The sequence below is a fragment of the Vibrio sp. 1249-1 genome (assembly GCF_033340495.1).
The window spans coordinates 80,569-98,657 of the sequence record NZ_JAWOWJ010000006.1 but is presented as its reverse complement, the minus strand read 5'-3'; the positions used below and the strand labels follow the sequence as shown (position 1 = coordinate 98,657).

20 protein-coding genes are annotated in these 18,089 nt (G+C 44.6%); 11 read left to right on the top strand and 9 right to left on the bottom strand.

Annotated features, from left to right (window positions below):
* Positions 1–41 precede the first annotated feature (41 nt).
* The 8 genes from R7Z50_RS12920 to R7Z50_RS12885 all read left to right on the top strand — a co-directional run bounded on the left by R7Z50_RS12920 (position 42) and on the right by R7Z50_RS12885 (position 7,909).
* Entirely contained in the window at positions 42–2,078 is a 2,037-nt protein-coding gene (locus R7Z50_RS12920) for a methyl-accepting chemotaxis protein (protein ID WP_318149117.1), read from the top strand.
* Between the two features lie 96 nt (positions 2,079–2,174).
* Entirely contained in the window at positions 2,175–3,002 is an 828-nt protein-coding gene (gene rlmA, locus R7Z50_RS12915) for a 23S rRNA (guanine(745)-N(1))-methyltransferase (RefSeq protein WP_132936857.1), read from the top strand.
* 98 nt (positions 3,003–3,100) lie between these two features.
* Entirely contained in the window at positions 3,101–4,048 is a 948-nt protein-coding gene (locus R7Z50_RS12910; protein ID WP_053349599.1) for a ChaN family lipoprotein, read from the top strand.
* A gap of 251 nt (positions 4,049–4,299) precedes the next feature.
* On the top strand, positions 4,300–4,659 hold the full coding sequence (locus R7Z50_RS12905; protein WP_005380688.1) for a hypothetical protein: 360 nt from the start codon (positions 4,300–4,302) through the stop codon (positions 4,657–4,659).
* Positions 4,660–5,057: 398 nt separating this feature from the next.
* Entirely contained in the window at positions 5,058–6,635 is a 1,578-nt protein-coding gene (locus tag R7Z50_RS12900; RefSeq protein WP_258494092.1) for an alkaline phosphatase, read from the top strand.
* A gap of 136 nt (positions 6,636–6,771) precedes the next feature.
* Positions 6,772–7,071: a ribbon-helix-helix domain-containing protein gene (locus tag R7Z50_RS12895; RefSeq protein ID WP_005380686.1), complete on the top strand. Its 300-nt coding sequence runs from the start codon at positions 6,772–6,774 to the stop codon at positions 7,069–7,071.
* A gap of 140 nt (positions 7,072–7,211) precedes the next feature.
* The gene (locus tag R7Z50_RS12890) at positions 7,212–7,607 is read left to right on the top strand and encodes a VOC family protein (protein WP_005380685.1); all 396 of its coding nucleotides are present in this window, start codon (positions 7,212–7,214) and stop codon (positions 7,605–7,607) included.
* Positions 7,608–7,624: 17 nt separating this feature from the next.
* Positions 7,625–7,909: a putative quinol monooxygenase gene (locus R7Z50_RS12885; protein ID WP_042522508.1), complete on the top strand. Its 285-nt coding sequence runs from the start codon at positions 7,625–7,627 to the stop codon at positions 7,907–7,909.
* A gap of 69 nt (positions 7,910–7,978) precedes the next feature.
* Here R7Z50_RS12885 and R7Z50_RS12880 read toward each other — a convergent pair whose 3' ends face one another.
* Together R7Z50_RS12880 and R7Z50_RS12875 are read right to left on the bottom strand one after the other, a co-directional pair.
* Complete coding sequence (locus tag R7Z50_RS12880) at positions 7,979–9,658, bottom strand: mechanosensitive ion channel family protein (RefSeq protein ID WP_005380681.1); 1,680 nt, start codon at positions 9,656–9,658, stop codon at positions 7,979–7,981.
* Between the two features lie 191 nt (positions 9,659–9,849).
* Positions 9,850–10,290: a YcgN family cysteine cluster protein gene (locus R7Z50_RS12875; protein WP_005384948.1), complete on the bottom strand. Its 441-nt coding sequence runs from the start codon at positions 10,288–10,290 to the stop codon at positions 9,850–9,852.
* Positions 10,291–10,478: 188 nt separating this feature from the next.
* On the opposite strand from R7Z50_RS12875, the gene R7Z50_RS12870 reads away from it, so the two are divergent.
* The 3 genes from R7Z50_RS12870 to aqpZ all read left to right on the top strand — a co-directional run bounded on the left by R7Z50_RS12870 (position 10,479) and on the right by aqpZ (position 12,041).
* A complete protein-coding gene (locus R7Z50_RS12870) occupies positions 10,479–10,727 on the top strand; it encodes a GlsB/YeaQ/YmgE family stress response membrane protein (RefSeq protein WP_005380625.1) in 249 nt (82 codons plus the stop codon).
* Positions 10,728–10,864: 137 nt separating this feature from the next.
* The gene (locus tag R7Z50_RS12865; RefSeq protein WP_017820793.1) at positions 10,865–11,113 is read left to right on the top strand and encodes a YkgJ family cysteine cluster protein; all 249 of its coding nucleotides are present in this window, start codon (positions 10,865–10,867) and stop codon (positions 11,111–11,113) included.
* Positions 11,114–11,342: 229 nt separating this feature from the next.
* Positions 11,343–12,041 (top strand): aquaporin Z, encoded by a 699-nt coding sequence (gene aqpZ, locus R7Z50_RS12860; protein WP_130545937.1) that lies wholly within the window; start codon positions 11,343–11,345, stop codon positions 12,039–12,041.
* Between the two features lie 51 nt (positions 12,042–12,092).
* On the opposite strand, the gene recR is transcribed toward aqpZ, so the two are convergent.
* The 7 genes from recR to R7Z50_RS12825 all read right to left on the bottom strand — a co-directional run bounded on the left by recR (position 12,093) and on the right by R7Z50_RS12825 (position 17,838).
* On the bottom strand, positions 12,093–12,692 hold the full coding sequence (gene recR, locus R7Z50_RS12855; RefSeq protein WP_005380619.1) for a recombination mediator RecR: 600 nt from the start codon (positions 12,690–12,692) through the stop codon (positions 12,093–12,095).
* 30 nt (positions 12,693–12,722) lie between these two features.
* Positions 12,723–13,052, bottom strand: coding sequence for a YbaB/EbfC family nucleoid-associated protein (locus R7Z50_RS12850; protein WP_005380618.1), 330 nt, complete (start codon positions 13,050–13,052; stop codon positions 12,723–12,725).
* Positions 13,053–13,134: 82 nt separating this feature from the next.
* Positions 13,135–15,240: a DNA polymerase III subunit gamma/tau gene (gene dnaX / locus R7Z50_RS12845; protein ID WP_318149116.1), complete on the bottom strand. Its 2,106-nt coding sequence runs from the start codon at positions 15,238–15,240 to the stop codon at positions 13,135–13,137.
* Between the two features lie 8 nt (positions 15,241–15,248).
* On the bottom strand, positions 15,249–15,794 hold the full coding sequence (gene apt, locus R7Z50_RS12840) for an adenine phosphoribosyltransferase (protein ID WP_005380615.1): 546 nt from the start codon (positions 15,792–15,794) through the stop codon (positions 15,249–15,251).
* 162 nt (positions 15,795–15,956) lie between these two features.
* Positions 15,957–16,343, bottom strand: coding sequence for a YbaN family protein (locus tag R7Z50_RS12835; protein ID WP_080276930.1), 387 nt, complete (start codon positions 16,341–16,343; stop codon positions 15,957–15,959).
* Positions 16,344–16,376: 33 nt separating this feature from the next.
* Positions 16,377–16,508, bottom strand: coding sequence for a hypothetical protein (locus R7Z50_RS12830; RefSeq protein ID WP_005380608.1), 132 nt, complete (start codon positions 16,506–16,508; stop codon positions 16,377–16,379).
* Positions 16,509–16,731: 223 nt separating this feature from the next.
* A complete protein-coding gene (locus tag R7Z50_RS12825) occupies positions 16,732–17,838 on the bottom strand; it encodes a response regulator (RefSeq protein WP_005380606.1) in 1,107 nt (368 codons plus the stop codon).
* Positions 17,839–18,089 lie beyond the last annotated feature (251 nt).

Sequence of the window (18,089 nt, the reverse complement as noted above, 5' to 3'; positions counted from 1 at the left end):
ATACAAAACTCATAAATAATAAAAATATCAGGAATTAGTCTATGTTAGAGAGATACCGAAATCAAAGTGTCGGATTCCAGTTGAAACTGGTGATCACTTTGTGTCTATTCATTGCTTTCAGCAGTATTGCAGCGCTTGTTTACCGCAACGCTTCCGATGTTCTATTGGAAAGCACACTGAAAGAACACCAATCTAAAGTAGAATCAATGGCAAAAACCATTGCTGGCCAATTCGATGCTTACCTGCACACCGCTAAAGTCCTCGAATCTACTTTTCGCAATGGCTACCTTGCCGGTGTCTATGTCGAAAATTACACGGTTGACTTCATGGGACATGAAGTACCAAACATCACTCAATACAGTGAAAGCTTAATTAATGACACCAAGTTGGTCGACAGTTTCACACGTGATACCGGCGCTATAGCAACGCTATTCGCACCATTGGGTGACGACTTTATTCGGGTGTCCACCTCCCTAAAAGATCCACAAGGTCAGCGAGCGGTCGGAACCACGCTAGGCATCAACCATCCTGGTTATCAGCAACTTAAAGCAGGACAACCGTATTACGCTCAAATTAAATTGTATGGCGAGCGCTACATTACCTACTATGCCCCAATCAAAGATGCGACAGGAAAGGTAGCAGGCCTATCGTTTATTGGCTTACCAGTAGACCAAGCGACACAAACCTTATTCGATGCACTCGAAGAGATAAAATGGGGCGACACTGGTTACACCATTATCGTTGATAACGACGAAAACAATCTTGGTAAATACCTACTTCATCCAGCAAAAAGCGGCTCAGATTCGTCAATACTAGAAGTCGCCGACTACAATGGTCACAAGCCTTTTGGCCAGATTTTCGAACAATCTAGTGGATTAATTCGCTACCCTTTCGAGTACCAAGGTAACGTAGGCGAAAAGTATCTTGTCTACACAGAGGTTCCAGGTTGGAACTGGAAACTGCTAGGCGGTACGTTTATCAAAGAAGTTACAAAAGGTAGCGACACGCTTCTCACACTCATTGCCATCATTTCTTCGGTAGCGGCAATCATTACTTTTGTTGTACTGACACTTTTCTTGAATCGCAGCTTACAACCTCTCACGACTCTAAACTCATACATGACTCGCTTAGCCGGCGGCGAAGTCAGCTTGAGCATCCCAGCGTCTCGTAAAGCATCAAAGAATGAAATTACGAACCTGAGCTCGGGTGTCGCCAGTATGGCAAGTCAGCTCAATGAACTTGTCGGTAAGATCCGTTCAACAAGCGACTTAGTGGAGAGCAACTCCACCAGCGTTGCCAACGATGCACATAGCAATTTGACCCAAGCCGACCGACAACAACAAGAAGTCGAGCAAGTTGTGACAGCGATTGAAGAAATGGCCTCTTCCGCTCAATCTGTCGCACAACAAGTCGAAAGCATTGCGGAAAACGTACGCTCAGCAAATACCGATAGCCAGTCTGGTCTCGCGATTGTTGAAGGCGTATGTATCGACGTTGCTCAACTTAACGATCAATTGGATCAATCAGCAACGGCTATCGAGCCAGTAAATCGCGATAGCGAGAGTATTCAAACCGTCACTAAAATGATTGATGAAATTGCTGAGCAAACCAATTTACTTGCCTTGAATGCCGCCATTGAAGCAGCACGAGCAGGTGAACAAGGTCGTGGCTTCGCAGTTGTAGCAGATGAAGTGCGCACACTTGCGCACCGAACCCAAAGCTCAGTTCAGGATGTCGTGGAAATTATCGAGAAACTAAAAGGGTCGACTCATAATGCAGTTAATATGATGACAGACAGCCAACGCAGTGCAAACCAGGTCTTGGACAAAGCACAAGACGCGGGCACAGCATTAGAAGCCATCGCAGTACAAGTGCAGTCGATAGCCTCTCAAGCCGACGCCATTGCAGCGACTTCAGAAGAACAAGCTCAAGTTTCACAAGAAATTGCAGCAAATGCCCATTCTATCAGTGAACTTAACCGAGAAAGCCGCAACACGAGCGCAAAAACCTCGCAAAGTGCCATTGAACTTCAACAACAAGCACGAAACTTGAAAGAGCAAGTCGACTTCTTCCACTAATACTTAATAAGAGCCGACCCAGTCGGCTCTTTTTGTTTCACTTGAGACCATGCTTTTTGATAGAATTTGCCGCCCTACTTTCTGTTCGAGATCGTCATGAACTATCAATGCCCTCTATGCCACCAAACTCTAGCGTTAAATGAAAAAACGTTTAAGTGCGAAAACAATCATCAGTTTGACTTAGCAAAAGAAGGCTACGTTAACTTGATGCCAGCGCACCACAAACGTTCTAAAGATCCTGGTGACAACAAAGAGATGATGCAAGCTCGTCGTCGATTCCTTGAAGGAGATTACTACAACCCAATGCGCCAAGAAGTGGCGCAGCTGTGTGCAACATACACTGAGGGGAGCACCCATCAATTATTAGATATTGGTTGTGGTGAAGGTTACTACACAGATCAAGTACAAAAGACGATAGAAACACAAGCGAACCATGCCACGATTTATGGCTTAGACATTTCCAAAGTTGCCATTCGTTACGCGGCGAAGCGTTACACGCACTGCAATTTTAGTGTGGCTTCTAGTCACCGACTTCCCTTCGCAAATGAATCCTTAGATGCCATTTTGCGCATTTATGCCCCTTGTAAAGCTGAGGAGCTGCAGCGCGTTGTAAAAAACGACGGCGTTGTTGTCACGGTTACTCCTGCTAGTCGCCACTTATACCAACTGCGTGAGCGTATTTATCAAGAAGTTCGTCTTCACAATGAAGAACCAGAACATATTGAAGGGTTTGAATTAGAGCACCAGCAGCATCTTAACTATGTTATGGACTTGAAAAACGGAGCCGCAATCGATTTATTGCAAATGACGCCATTCGCATGGAAAGCAACCGATGCTCTTCGTGAAGAGTTGAAATCCGCTACACTTTTCCAATGTGAGGCTGATTTTATGTTGCGTGTATATCGCAAAAAAACACTCAATTAATAAGTCAAAAAAAACAACAAACGCAAATAGTTATCATTTATATTGATTCATTGCTCAGCCTCCATTAATATCATCCGGACATTTTTGGAGGCTTTTCAATGCGCTTTTCTACTTTGAGCTTGCTCTTTGCAGGCTTACTTACTGGTTGCTCTTCATATACGCACACCAACTCTCACGCAACCTCAGCGGAAGTCACTAGTTTTTACGACTACCAACTATACACCCCTTCTGGCGAGCACATCGCTCTAAGCAAACTGCCAATTGAGCTGCAACAAGCAGATGTCATTCTTATTGGTGAATGGCACACACACGCCGGCATTCATCGCTTTCAAACCGATATGCTCAAACAACTTACGTCCTACGACCGCTCACTCGCGTTATCTATGGAACAATTTACCCGCGACAAACAACCTGTTGTTGACGCTTACCTACGTGGGGAGATCGGCGAACAGTACTTAATGAAACAAGCCAACGCTTGGCCCAATTATGAAAGCGACTATCGCCCTCTCGTGGAGTTTGCTAAGCAGAAAAATCTCCCGGTCATTGCAGCAAATGCACCAAAGAGCATTGTCCGATGCATTGGTCGACAAGGGCTAGATTACATTAACAAGCTCGATGATGATCAGCGGATGTTCATTGCACAAGCCATCAACACTGGTAGTAGTCCGTACAAAGAAAAGTTCATGGCATCCATGCATCACGGTAAGCCAGAGCAGACGGAAAAACAGTTTGCAGCTCAAGTTACTTGGGATGAAACTATGGCGGAATCTATCGTTAGCTATCTAGACGACAACCCAGGCGCTCAGATTGTCCATGTTGCGGGCAAGTTTCACACCGAGCAAGGGTTGGGTACGGCAGCATCAATCTTAAGCCGCAACCCGAGCTTAAAAGTGGTTGTAATTAGCCCAACAGATAACGTGCTTTCTGATAATACAGACTATCAGTTAGAGGTTCTCGCACCACCAGTACGGTATGTACAAGATGCTCACCGCATGGCGGCATATCAACATCTAACTAAACGCAATAACGATCTTCAATGTAAGTAGCTGGTCTTCAATTTAAGTTACTACCTTGTCGTTGCGTTGCATCATCACACCGCTCCGAGTTCATAGAGTGACAACGGTCTGCTTCCTGCTGGTCTATTTTTTGCTAATGATCACCAATAGAAACTAGAAGCGGCAAAAGCAGACCTGTTTTTATCCAAATAGCTTCAGAAATAAACTTTGCCGCCGATAAAAATATAACTGCTTTTTACCCGCACTCAGTGACCGAGTGTCGATGTTCCAAGGAGTATTCGATGAATCCAGTAGGAAGCACTTCTGTTAATAGCTATGCCAAACAATCTGTCGCCTCTAAACAAGCAAGTATTGCACAAGAAGAAACTAGTGCTTCGCCGCTGAAAGTCGAACACAATAAGGTGACGCTTTCGACCGAAGGCAAAGCGCTACTTGCCGCTCTGCAACAAATCGAGCACGACAGCAAAAAAATAGAAGCAGAAGATAAATCTGTTGGTGAAAAGGTCGAATCTTTCACACATGGTGCGCTTGGCATGGATCACCCCGATAAAATCGAGAAAGAAGAGGATGGCTCATATTCTGCGGGTCAATACCTTTCTGCGGCACTTACCGTTGGTGGCATCATACTGGCATTAGTCTGATAACCAGTCTGATAATCGTCACGACAACAAATCCTATTTGAACCAAACACTTACTGCAGCCCATAATTTAATAAGCCAAAGAACGATATGATGCAAACGTAAGTGAATTCGACCGCTCTTGTGGCCCGATAATACATGCTCGTTTATTGCTCCATAAACTAGGTTTCTTGTGAAGGCACTGAATGGATAACTTTAGTCCATGCTTTCAACTCCTAAGCGTAATCCAAGCCCACGTTTGTGGGCTTTCTTCTTTCCAAACTAACGAACGTTAGAGAGCGACTCATTTTTTCTGCAAAACCAAACAAAAACGACAATTTGGTTAAACTTTTATTACCGACACAAAACCTTCATAAATCATTGCTTTAATGCCTGCGCTTTCAATAAACAAGGAAAATATAATGAAGCGCTTAGTATCTCCAATCGTTACGGCAGTGGCTGCATCTACCCTCTCTTTCAACGCACTCTCAGCTGAAATCAAAAACGTCATTTTGATGATCGGCGACGGCATGGGTCCCCAACAAGTTGGTTTACTCGAGACCTACGCAAAACACGCACCTAACTCGGTTTACAAAGGCGAAAGCACAGCGTTATACAAACTCGCTCAAGAAGGTGTGATTGGATCATCACTGACCAATCCAGAAGACGCAATTGTCGTCGACTCTGCGTGCTCAGCTACGATGCTAGCGACAGGAATCCCTACCGCTTCTGAAGTCATTGGCATTGATAGCCAAGGCAACCATGTCGAAACTATTTTGGAAAAAGCCAAAAGTAAAGGTAAAGCAACTGGGCTCGTCTCTGATACGCGCATGACCCACGCAACGCCAGCAGCATTTGCCGCTCATCAACCACATCGTTCACTAGAAAACAGTATTGCGGCGGATATGCTCGAAACTGGCGTAGACGTGATGATGTCTGGGGGACTTCGTCATTGGATTCCAAAGTCGACAAACGACAAGGGAGAGACATACGAGCAACTTGAAAAGCTCACTCAAGGTAATGTCTACCTAAAATCGAAACGCAAAGACGAACGCAACTTGCTTGCCGAAGCGCAAGACCAAGGTTACAACCTGGCTTTCAGCCGCGATATGCTCACACAAGCTAAAGGTGACAAATTACTTGGACTTTTTGCTTACTCGGGCATGAACGATGGTATTGCCTACAGTCAAAGCAAAAACGATCCAAAACGCACGCAGCCATCGCTGAAAGAAATGACCACCAAAGCAATCGACATTCTTTCAAAAGACAAAGACGGTTTTTTCTTGATGGTTGAAGGCGGCCAAATTGACTGGGCTGGCCACAGTAACGATGCAGGTACAATGCTGCATGAAATGCTTAAATTCGATGAAGCGGTAAACTCAGTTTATGAGTGGGCAAAAGGCCGTGATGACACCCTGATCATTGTTACTGCTGACCACGAAACCGGCTCTTTTGGCTTTAGCTACTCATCAGCAAACTTGCCTAAACCACAAAAACGCGACGGCGAAGCATTCAAAAATCAGGATTACGCGCCAAACTTCAACTTTGGTCAGTTCGAGATCCTCGATGGTTTATACAACCAAAAGAAAAGTTACTACGGCATGATCAGTGAATTCCAAGCGCTTGATAAGAAAGAGCAAACTCCAGAGAAGTTTGCGGAAGTCGTGAACGCAAATAGCGATTTTTCGATTACGCCTGAGCAAGCAGAACGCGTATTAGCAAGTAAACCAAATCCATACCGACTCGCTGGACACAAATACTTAAGCGAAGAGAACGTTCCGACAATCAATGACTTTGATGCTTTCTTTCCTTACAACGACCGTGGCAACTTGCTAGCGCGTGAGCATGCAACAAAGCAAAACACAGTATGGGGGACGGGTACTCATACGCATACTCCTGTCAACGTATTTGCTTGGGGACCTGCAGAAACTATCCTTCCGGTATCAAAAATCATGCACCACTCGCAACTAGGCGAGTACTTGAAGCAACAAATTAAATAATCAACTTGCACTTACTTCACAACTCGTGATGTTTCAACGCTCTCGCAAGGGAGCGTTTTTTTATGCATGAAAACAGTTGACGTTTTAAATCGTACACCACAATAATTATGGGTCTTTAATTATATGAATAAAGAAAATGTGCGAAATCTTTGCTAAGCAACCCCAAGACAACTATCAGTTCATCACCCGCTCTATCCGTATTGATGGTCACGCGACCAGTGTAAAACTTGAAGCGAGCTTTTGGACAATTCTTGAGGAAATCGCTAGTGCTCAAAACATGACGGTTCCTAAATTCATAAGCACTGTTTATCAAGAAGCACTCGAATACAATGGTAAAGTGAACAACTTTGCCTCCTTACTTCGATGCGCTTGCCTCACTTACGCCCGCCAACCTCAAGAGACCACTCGTCAAGCACTTGCGCAACTTAACAGTTAATAGCAACCAACCGAGCAATAACCATCCTAGGCTATGCATCCGTATTATAAACCCTTGAGCATCTTCTAATTTGTCGTACTAGAGTACTACCCAGACTCCTTTTGAAATCGCTAACCTGTGCGGACTATCAAGGAGTACCTATGACAAAAATGATTCACACCATGATCCGAGTAAGTGATCTGGACCGCTCTCTACAATTTTACTGTGACGTACTTGAACTAGAAGTCGCTGATCAATACATCTTTGATGGCTTTTCTCTAACCTATCTAGCCAACCAAGAAACTGGCTTTGAATTGGAACTGACGCACAATCACGACCAAAGTGAGCCCTACACTCACGGCTCAGGTTACGGCCACCTTGCCGTCAGCGTGGAGGACATTGAACAAGCCCACAAACGCATTAAATCTCTCGGCATTGAAACTGGTGACATCAAAGCCTTTGACCATCAACAAAAGCATTTAGCAACGTTCTTTTTTGTAACCGACCCTGATGGTTACAAAATTGAGTTCCTGCAACGCCAAGGGCGTTACCTATAACAAAAAGAGTAAACATTATGATTCACTTGACGGCTACCTTTCATGCACAACTGGGAAAAGAACAAGAGTTGAAAGAGGTACTTACCCGAGCGCTTGAACCTACTCGCAATGAAGAAGGTTGCGTTCGTTATCAATTGTTCCAAGATAAAGACAATACATGCCACTTCGTTTTTCAGGAGCAATTTAAAAACCAACAAGCATTTGAGCTTCATGGTAAAACAGAACACTTTGCTCTTTTGATTAGCCAGATCGACAACTTGTTAGAATGCGAGCCGAAACTGGTGTTCTTCGACGAACTGTAACTATAGCGCTAACCGAAGATCAAAAAAGGCACTCTATCTAGAGTGCCTTTCACTAGTTGGGACCTGTGATTAAGCGTCTTGCTTCTCCACCATATGCAAATGCACATCTTGTTGTGGGAAAGGAATCGAAATACCTTCTCGGTCGAAGCGTAGTTTCACCTCTTTTGTCACATCCCAGTATACATCCCAGTAATCATCCGTTTTTACCCAAGGACGCACAATAAAATCTACAGAAGACGTATTTAATGTATGAACTTTGATCATTGGCTCTGGAGTGCGAAGTACCGAAGGGTGAGAGGTAATGATATCAGACAATACTGACTCCGCTTTTAAGAGGTCATCCGCATAGCCAATGCCAAACACCATATCCACGCGGCGAATGCGTTCATGCGTGACGTTCTTAATAACATCTCCCCAGATTTTGCTGTTAGGCACAATAATAATTTGGTTATCAAACGTACGGATTGTGGTGTTCACCAAACTCATATGGCTTACCTTGCCATCCACACCGCCAGCATACACAAAATCACCAACATCAAATGGGCGATAAATAAGCAGCATCATACCCGCCGCGAAGTTGGATAACGTGTCTTGCAACGCGAAACCAATAATCACACCAGCAATACCGAAACCGGTTAGGATTGGCGCTAGGTTCAAACCAAGCTGAGATAAGCCCACCATGATACCGATCACCCACACGAATTTGCCGGACATCGAGATAAAGAAGTCCTGCATCAAGTGGGAAAGTTTTAAGTTTTTCGATGCAACTGCTTTACGGACGACTTTGCGAGTTAACTTAGCCAGTCCGCGAGCGATCAATAAAATCAGCGCAAAAACAAACAACTGGAAGATATGCTGCGGTGCATTCTCGGCAAACCAATCCAGTGCCGAGTTGGACCAGTGACTCAGTATTGACCACACAACTTTGGTATTCAGTAAATCATGGGTGATATTACCCGTCACTTCAAAAATTTGGCGTTTGTATTCAGACGTTTCTAAACCGACTTTATCACCAATTGAAATCAGGTTGCGTAAGCTTTCTGTCGCAATATTTAGCCTTTGTTTAGTAATGAGCTGACTAAGTTGCAACGACGCTTTTTCCGACTCTGGGCTAGACGAAAGTTGGGAGCCAATGATCTCACTTTGCTGACTCAAGTACTCAATTGAAGCAGACAGTAAGCGCATACGTTTATCAATTTTATCTTTTAGTTCCGCTTCTGCGCGCTCGTTTTGGGCCCCTAGCTCCTTCAACCAAGCGAGATTTTGCCAGCTCGAATCGAAGCTAACATCAAGATAACGCTGTAGCTCTCGATAATCATTAACAAGAGCAAGCTTCTCTTCATCCTTAGCCTTATTTAAATCCTCGACGACTTTCTTTATTTTTTCCGATAGATAGTTCGTCGCGTCCTCAGAGTATTGTTCTTGTTTTTTAACTAGCAAGATCAGCTTGTCGCGAGAGATAGTTTCACGTTCAATCGCTGACGCTAACTGGCTTCTTAATTCTTCATTCTTTTGGAATAGTTGCAGTTGAAGGGCATCACGCTCGTCGCCACTCGCTTGCGAGAGGCTTTGGGATAAATCCACAATCTCTCGGTTCAAGTTGTCAATCGAGATTTCGGCAGCAGAAGGCTCTTGGATATCGTCAGTAGCAGTCGCATGAACAGCCATTGGGGAGAACATAATGACGGCAAGTGCGAATAATGTCACCCAAGATGTCAGGCGCAGTTTCTGGGGGAAATGAAACGTCATGTTTACCTCATAGGAAACAATCCTGATCAAAACAATCAGGAATAGAAGTGTAAAGCGTTGAAATCATACTCCTAAGTTTACAACACTAAATAATAAACTGAGCAGCATTTCGTTAGCGAGACGTCAAAGTTGGGAGCCCCAATAGCAAACAAGCCTTTCATTTAATCAATGAAAGGCTTGTTTGTATTCGACTAAGGACGGTTGGGATGATTTAAAATATGGTCTTCCCAATCCACCACATCAATCTCGTAAACGACTTTGTTACGGACACTTTCCCCTGCCGCATGCATTGCGGACTTAGAGCCTGTAATCAGCGGATGCCATTCTGGTAAAGGCTGCTTTTCAGCCAACAGACGGTAAGCGCACGTGTGTGGCAGCCAAGTAAAATCGTCGATGTCTTCTCGGGTCAGCTTGGTGCACTCTTCACCCGAAGTGAAACGGTTTGGGTAATCCTTACATGAACACGTTTTACTGTTCAGCCAGCTACAAGCCACATTGGTATAGTAGATTTCATCGGTATCTTCATCCATAAGCTTATGCAAACAACATTTGCCACAACCATCACAGAGAGATTCCCATTCCTCTTCTGTCATCTGCTCTAACGATTTACTTTGCCAAAATGGAGTGCTCATACTTCAGGTCTCACCAAGGGAATTTAGGGGGCGATTTATACTCTTCTCAACGCAAAAGTTCAAGTTTTGAGAAGATCTTGCATCCTTCCCACATAACGGTGGAGATATTCAACTACTTTCGTTTTACTGTTCTATCCTTAAACAAGTTTCCATTACTCAATTGATCAAGAAGGCATTAAGGAGTTTTCATGGGTATTATTTCTTGGATTATTTTGGGCTTAATCGCCGGCGCACTTGCTAAATGGCTCATGCCAGGAAAAGATGGGGGCGGTTGGATTGCAACAATGTTACTTGGTATTGCAGGGGCATTTGTAGGTGGCTTCCTTGGCGGCATTCTCGGTTTCGGCGGAGCCACTGGCGTCAACATTGGTAGTATCATTACCGCAACACTAGGCGCATTTATTCTGTTGTTTGTTTATAACCGTTTCTTAAAATAATCACGATGATTTAAAAGCAAAAAACCAAAAAGGGAGCGTAATGTTAAGCGCGCCCTTTTATTTTTTTCTTTCTTCACTCTTCCAATCCACGTCAAAATGACCATAATTGCCCCCTTAATTTTTAAGAGGTTTACATTATGGATTGTCGATTAGGATGTGGAGCGTGCTGTATTGCGCCAAGTATCTCTTCACCAATACCTGGAATGCCCAAGGGCAAACCTGCAGGTGTTCGTTGTGTGCAACTCAACGACGACAATTTGTGCAAGCTATTTGGTAAGCCTGAACGCCCTAAAGTCTGTCACGATTTTAAACCGTGTCCGATTGTATGCGGCAACACCAATCAAGAAGCACTCGACAACATCACTGAATTAGAACAATTGACGTAATGCGACTCTAGACCACACGTTTAAAGTTAGTACCTCGGTTGTTTCTCTCCGAGGCAGTAATCAAAGCAAACTCAAGATTTAGCACTTTCCCCCTCTGCTTTTTATCTCACCCTTGAGAACTCTTGCCACATAGCGTTCCATTTGCGGTTTTCGCGCGATCTCCCTCACAATTTATTGACAATTCTCGACTATGTTCAGCGGGTCATTTAATTAAAGATCAGGAAAGAACATGAATAAGTATTTGGCTGAGGCTTTTGGCACGTTCTGGCTAGTGTTAGGCGGCTGTGGTAGCGCGGTGTTGGCTGCGGGTTTCCCTGAAGTGGGTATTGGTCTGTTGGGCGTTTCTTTGGCATTCGGTTTAACCGTTCTGACGATGGCATTTGCTATCGGTCATATTTCAGGTTGTCACTTGAACCCTGCAGTGACAGTTGGCCTTTGGGCTGGCGGTCGTTTTGAGACAAAAGACGTTGCTCCCTACATCATCTCACAGGTTATCGGCGGGCTTATCGCAGGTGGTGTGCTTTACGTTATTGCATCTGGACAAGCAGGATTCGATGTTGTGGGTTCTGGCTTTGCCGCCAATGGTTATGGTGAACACTCTCCAGGCCAATACTCGATGATCGCTGCACTTGTGACTGAAGTTGTCATGACGATGATGTTCCTGATTGTCATTATGGGTGCAACAGACAAACGTGCGCCACAAGGCTTTGCACCTATCGCAATTGGCCTGTGTTTGACTCTCATTCACCTGATCAGCATTCCTGTCACCAATACGTCAGTAAACCCTGCTCGTAGCACGGCAGTCGCAGTATATGTGGGTGACTGGGCGGTTTCTCAGCTATGGCTGTTCTGGGTTGCGCCTATTGTGGGTGGCGTGCTTGGTGCGGTTATCTACAAAAACCTTCTTGGTGAAGAATCGAACGATTAATCGTTCCCAACTCCCAAGATCAAAAAAGCCGCTGAGTTCAGCGGCTTTTTATTAAATTCTGTGTCGACCTAATAGCGAATGTGACAACGTCGTGCCATCAACAAGCTCTAGCTCCCCACCGACAGGCACACCATGCGCGATGCGGCTGGCATCAACTTGGTGCTCTTTACATAGCTCTGCGATGTAGTGGGCAGTGGCTTCACCTTCAACTGTTGGGTTTGTCGCCAAAATCACTTCGGTAATATCACCGCGACGTAAGCGGTAATCAAGGACATCCAATCCAATATCACTTGGACCAATACCATCTAATGGCGACAAATGCCCCATAAGAACAAAATACCGACCAGAATATTGGCCTGTTGCTTCAACGGCTGCGATGTCTGCCGGGCTTTCTACCACACAAATTTGACCATTTTCTTGGCGTTTTGGGTTGGTACAAATGTGACAGACTTCTTCTTCGGTGAAGGTTCGACACTCAGTACAATGACCTATTTCTGTCATTGCCTGACTAAGCGCATCTGCAAGCTGCAAACCGCCTTTTCTATCGCGCTGTAACAAATGAAAGGCCATACGCTGCGCTGACTTGGGGCCAACCCCAGGTAGACAACGTAAGGCCTCCATCAATTGCTCCAGCATATGACTGGTACGCATTAAAAGTCCGCTTAATTAAATATCAGCAGATTAGAATGGCATTTTCATACCTGGTGGTAGTTGCATACCGCCAGTTACAGAAGCCATTTTCTCTTTTTGAGTTTCTTCAACACGACGGGCTGCATCGTTGAACGCCGCAGCGATCAGATCTTCAAGCATTTCTTTGTCGTCTTCCATCAAACTTTCATCGATGTCAACACGACGTACGCTGTGACTACCAGTGATAGTAACTTTAACTAGGCCAGCACCAGACTCGCCAGTTACTTCCATATTCGCGATTTCTTCTTGAAGCTTTTGCATGCGATCTTGCATTTGCTGGGCTTGCTTCATTAGGTTGCCCATACCGCCTTTACCAAACATGTTTATCTCTCTGGTTTAATGAGGTGTTGCATCAATTAATGGGGTTATACCTTTGGGTTTTCAACCCCATTCCATTCGATTATTAGATAGGGCGCACACTATCTTTATCAAGCTCTGCAGCAAAACGACGTTCAATAAATTGAACATTTGGATCGTTTTCTAAACTGTTCAGCGCTTGCTGTAATTTCTCTTGGTAGAGCCTATCTCTCAGTTCAAGTGGTGTTTCTCCACTCTCCCCTATTTCGATGCTCATGTGGCACTCTTCACCCAACACGGTATTAAGTGCTTTAAGCAATTCGGCTTGAGCTCTATCAGTATTCAAATGAGCTTGGCTGCTTCTCAATAGTAACGAAACGGTTGTTCCTTCCTTACTATAATGAGAGTTTAGCGCAAGTTGCTCTACTAGCTTAGGGATCTCCATTAAGCTGATTAGCTTCGCCCATTCATTATGTTCTAACGATTCATCGATGAGCTTTTGTGCCATTTCAGGCGTTTTCTCATGCTCAAGTGCCTGCTTGAGCTGCGTAGGTGTCAGTTTTGTATTTACTTTTGTCTCAACAGGCTTGCTTGGACGCCAGCGATACGCTTCTTCAACTTGTGGCTCCGTCGACTTCGGAGCTGAGTTTGGCGACACCTGCGCGGAATTGCCATGCAATTGCGCTACTCGGTCGATAACCGATTCTGGTTGTGCAGATGCCGCTTTAGGCTTTTTTGAGCCACCATTTTGAGGAGTGTTCTGTTGTAGGCCTTGACGCTGAGAACGTAATTGGTGACGTAAACCGCTTAGACCACCGCGCGCTGGTGTTGAAGCGCTCTCTTGCATTTGTTGAGGTGGCGTTTCATGCTGCGGCGCTGGGTTTTCACTCATCGGCGGCGCCATATCATACTGTGGTGGAACCGTCTCATATCCACTCGCTTGATACTCAGGTTGCGAACTGGATGAAGGTTGAGGCGCCACTTGTGGTGTGCTTTGTGCTGGACTCGGCTGCTGAGCTCGAGGAGCAGCGGCTGTCTGAGCTGGCGCAGCCTTTGGTTGACTGGTACTTTGAGCCGGAGATGACGCTGGCTCGCAGTTACTAGAAACAACATTTGCCCCACTGTTATTTGATGGGCGGAACGCCATCATACGCAGCACAATCATTTCCAAACCGACTCGCCCATTTGGCGAGAGAGTCAAATCTTCACGACCTTTCAATGCAATTTGATAGTAAAGCTGAACGTCTTGCGGGCTTAGAGCTTTACTCAACAGCTCAATTTTCTCTGCATCTGGTTGTGCTCGGTCTAACGACGCGGGCAACGCTTGATACATCGCAATTCTGTGTAACTGTGTTGCGACTTGCTGCAACAAACCATCCCACTCAACACCATTTGCCGCTAATTGTTGGATTTTATCCATGGCTTGTTGAGGTTTCTTGCTGCTGATTGACTCTAGTAAGTGAATCGCTTGGTCGGTATCAATCGTCCCCAACATGTGGCTGACAATATCGGCTTGCACCGCACCGTTACCTAATGCAATTGCTTGATCAGTCAAGCTAAGAGCATCACGCATACTGCCATCTGCAGCATGTGAGATCATACCCAACGCTTTTGGCTCTGCTGAAACTTGCTCTTGACCTAGGATGTAATCAAGTTGCTGGTGAATCTCATCAACGCTGATTGGTTTCAGATGAAACTGAAGACAACGCGACAATATAGTGACAGGCAGCTTTTGTGGATCAGTTGTTGCGAGTAAGAACTTCACATACTCTGGCGGCTCTTCCAGGGTTTTCAACAACGCATTGAAAGAGTGACGCGATAGCATGTGCACCTCATCAATGAGGTACACTTTAAAACGTCCACGAGCAGGTTTGTATTGAACGTTGTCTAACAGTTCGCGAGTGTCTTCAACTTTAGTACGTGATGCTGCGTCGATTTCAAGAAGATCGACAAAGCGACCTTCATCAATTTCACGACAAGTATCACACTTACCACAAGGTGTCGCGGTAATGCCGGTTTCGCAGTTCAAGCCTTTGGCAAACAGCCTACCGATACTCGTTTTACCCACACCACGAGTCCCGCTGAACAGATAAGCATGGTGTAAACGGTTTTGCGCCAGTGCGTTTTCCAACGCCGTCAGGACATGTTTTTGTCCGACAACTTGGTCAAACTGATTAGGACGCCATTTTCGCGCTAAAGCTAAATAACTCATTGAATGTATTAATGTCCTTCAAAATCGCAGATGCTGTACACGTTTAGACCTAGTGCTTCTAAACGTTTATCGCCACCGATTTCTGGTAGGTTGATAACGAACGCAGCGTGCTCAACTTCACCACCCAGTTGGCGAATCAGCTTAGTCGTCGCTTCAATAGTACCGCCCGTTGCCAATAAATCGTCGACAACCAGTACTTTGTCGCCTTCAACGATGGCATCTGTATGGATTTCTAGTGTATCAACGCCGTATTCAAGCTCATAAGATTGAGCAACAGTAGGGCGTGGTAGCTTGCCTGGTTTACGCACTGGTACAAAACCAACACCTAGCTCAAGCGCTAAAGGCGCGCCAAATAGAAAGCCACGAGCTTCCGTACCCACAACCTTGGTAAAGCCCATATCTTTGTAACGTTCAACAAGTAAGTTGATCGTCGCTTGGTATGCTTTCGCGTCTTCAAGAAGGCTCGTCACATCACGAAATAGAATGCCTGGCTTTGGGTAGTCTTGGATGCTTTTGATGCTAGATTTGATCAGTGAAATTGTTTCTGTAGTCATAATACCGATTTACTTAGATTGGCTCATCGCCCTCTCTAATCGCAGTATCACGAGGGCAACGAACAATAGGTTTTCACCACTATGTGCTTATTTTCGTAAAAGTCACAGGCGCTGAAAATACAAACGCCCACTCGAAGAGCGGGCACACTATTCTCTACAATCTTAGTGATTTTCTTCTCGGTCAGCAACTAACTCAATCACAGGCAGACGCATAAACCAGCTGAGTAAAACGATTAGCATCACTAAAAGACCAATTTTTACCCAAACGAGGGGGACAACAACGATTGAAACCATGAAACTAAGCGCAATAAAAATCGCACCACGCTTTTTTACTTTTGAAGTAACAGCCCGATGCTTATGCCAATTGTCGAGAATGGGTCCAAACGTTTTGTGGTTATGTAACCATTGATGAAATGCGGGGCTACCACGCATAAAACATGCGCTAGCAAGCAAAATAAAAGGTGTGGTGGGTAAAAGTGGAAGGGCTATGCCGGCTATGCCGAGCACAATACAGAGTCCACCAACAGTATTGAAAAAGTAACGCTTAATACGAATGGTGAACTCCGGTACAAAATAGCTAGATTAAAAGCCTGCGTAACCATTCATTACACGAAGCCAGGTTAGCGTTGCAGGAAGTGTTGGGATCAAAAGAACTGCAATAAAACCTAAAAAGTAAAAAATATTATAAGGCTCTTTAAAATCTTTGTCTGCCATGATGTGTCTTCTCACTAGTTGACTTTGCTTCTCCCAAGGCACAGCGTTAAATTATCGTTGCACAAATGGGTCATTATTGTTTTAAGCGCTGACTATACATTAAACAGCCAAATCTAAACACCAATAAAAAGTAAGGTTATTGAACTAAACGTATGTTGTTTTGGTGGTTCTAAAAAGATAATAAGCAGCGTCAGGACGCTGCTTATTGGTTTGCAAGTCATAATTATACTAGTCGGGATTTCCGGGTAATACTTAAACTAAAACTTGAAGAACCTAAACACCCGATAGACAACTGTCCTGCAACACTAAGCGGTAAATCGCGGGTGATGAAGTTTTTCATACTTCCTCCCCCTAAACGGTTACCTGCTGCGATGTGTTGATTCGTATTTCCGTCAGACCAATGGCTATCTAAACCCGCAGGCAATATAGAGACCGAGGATGAAGCGAGGTCGGCGACACCAAACACAGCATTGACTGCACCCGCACACTCCGAACACTCAATTCCTTTTTCAATGATCCCTACCATGTCCTTGAGATCAGCACTGAAACTTTTCAAGTTACGGAGATAATCGTCAAACAATGCCCTAACGAGCAATGTCGTCGCAACTCCATCATTAGCTTGGGAAGCAGAATCAACGAGATAAAACGCAAATTGACCATTCATTAACCAACGATAATCGAAAACCAAGGGCATCACATCCGTCGATTGCAATAAACGGTACGAGCAGCGCCAATCTCCCTGAGCAGCATCCTTTTCTGGCAATAGAGCTTGCAGTAAATCTCTTGCCGCACTCGGATTCTGTTGTAAATATTCCAGATGCCAATACAGCTCTTGTTCATCTGGGATTTCACCACCATCATCAACCCTGAACCACTGACTTGAAAAGTCACGTTGTTCTGAGAAGTGGCTATCGGTATCTTCTAGCGTATTCTCTATCGCCTGAGATAGGTGCTCATAATTACCTATCGGTTTAGGAAGAAAATCTTTAATACCAAATCGCAACGCTTTCGCGACATCGGACATTTCATCCGTGCCTGATACCACGATAAGCGGCATATATGGGTATTCGAGACTAACTTCTTCGACGAACTCGATACCATCTAAGACCGGCATCGATAAATCACATAAGATAAGATCGGGTTGGCATTCCCTGAGTTGTTGAAGCGCTTCTAGGCCGTTTTCTGCTTCTACTACTTTAAAACCCTGACTTTCTAAATAGGCATTGGTTACTTTACGAAATATTGGATCATCGTCCACCAACATTATTAGTTTTTGATTAATCACTTCCTGTGCCGAGACCATTGCCGTTTGACTGTGAGTCTTAAACATACCTTTATCCCTCACAAAGCTCAGTCAAAAAAACAGATTTATTATTAAGTCATTATTTTTGTTGTGTTTACTTCCAGCAAAACGTGTCACAGCAAGACCTGAGGCCGCTTTGCCTTGTTATAAAACTTAGCTCGGAAACTGCATTAATACAAATATTACGGCGTATAACAGTATTTACTCAAACAGGGTTGCTGTGTTCAAATGATGCAACATGTTGACTTAAAGCAAGCTTTGATCACAAAGTTAATTAT

Excerpts from the sequence above, each read along its gene's own strand:
- R7Z50_RS12920 (WP_318149117.1), top strand. The coding sequence starts at position 42 with ATGTTAGAGAGATACCGAAATCAAAGTGTCGGATTCCAGTTGAAACTG.
- rlmA (WP_132936857.1), top strand. The coding sequence starts at position 2,175 with ATGAACTATCAATGCCCTCTATGCCACCAAACTCTAGCGTTAAATGAA.
- R7Z50_RS12910 (WP_053349599.1), top strand. The coding sequence starts at position 3,101 with ATGCGCTTTTCTACTTTGAGCTTGCTCTTTGCAGGCTTACTTACTGGT.
- R7Z50_RS12905 (WP_005380688.1), top strand. The coding sequence starts at position 4,300 with ATGAATCCAGTAGGAAGCACTTCTGTTAATAGCTATGCCAAACAATCT.
- R7Z50_RS12900 (WP_258494092.1), top strand. The coding sequence starts at position 5,058 with ATGAAGCGCTTAGTATCTCCAATCGTTACGGCAGTGGCTGCATCTACC.
- R7Z50_RS12895 (WP_005380686.1), top strand. The coding sequence starts at position 6,772 with ATGTGCGAAATCTTTGCTAAGCAACCCCAAGACAACTATCAGTTCATC.
- R7Z50_RS12890 (WP_005380685.1), top strand. The coding sequence starts at position 7,212 with ATGACAAAAATGATTCACACCATGATCCGAGTAAGTGATCTGGACCGC.
- R7Z50_RS12885 (WP_042522508.1), top strand. The coding sequence starts at position 7,625 with ATGATTCACTTGACGGCTACCTTTCATGCACAACTGGGAAAAGAACAA.
- R7Z50_RS12880 (WP_005380681.1), bottom strand. The coding sequence starts at position 9,658 with ATGACGTTTCATTTCCCCCAGAAACTGCGCCTGACATCTTGGGTGACA.
- R7Z50_RS12875 (WP_005384948.1), bottom strand. The coding sequence starts at position 10,290 with ATGAGCACTCCATTTTGGCAAAGTAAATCGTTAGAGCAGATGACAGAA.
- R7Z50_RS12870 (WP_005380625.1), top strand. The coding sequence starts at position 10,479 with ATGGGTATTATTTCTTGGATTATTTTGGGCTTAATCGCCGGCGCACTT.
- R7Z50_RS12865 (WP_017820793.1), top strand. The coding sequence starts at position 10,865 with ATGGATTGTCGATTAGGATGTGGAGCGTGCTGTATTGCGCCAAGTATC.
- aqpZ (WP_130545937.1), top strand. The coding sequence starts at position 11,343 with ATGAATAAGTATTTGGCTGAGGCTTTTGGCACGTTCTGGCTAGTGTTA.
- recR (WP_005380619.1), bottom strand. The coding sequence starts at position 12,692 with ATGCGTACCAGTCATATGCTGGAGCAATTGATGGAGGCCTTACGTTGT.
- R7Z50_RS12850 (WP_005380618.1), bottom strand. The coding sequence starts at position 13,052 with ATGTTTGGTAAAGGCGGTATGGGCAACCTAATGAAGCAAGCCCAGCAA.
- dnaX (WP_318149116.1), bottom strand. The coding sequence starts at position 15,240 with ATGAGTTATTTAGCTTTAGCGCGAAAATGGCGTCCTAATCAGTTTGAC.
- apt (WP_005380615.1), bottom strand. The coding sequence starts at position 15,794 with ATGACTACAGAAACAATTTCACTGATCAAATCTAGCATCAAAAGCATC.
- R7Z50_RS12830 (WP_005380608.1), bottom strand. The coding sequence starts at position 16,508 with ATGGCAGACAAAGATTTTAAAGAGCCTTATAATATTTTTTACTTTTTA.
- R7Z50_RS12825 (WP_005380606.1), bottom strand. The coding sequence starts at position 17,838 with ATGTTTAAGACTCACAGTCAAACGGCAATGGTCTCGGCACAGGAAGTG.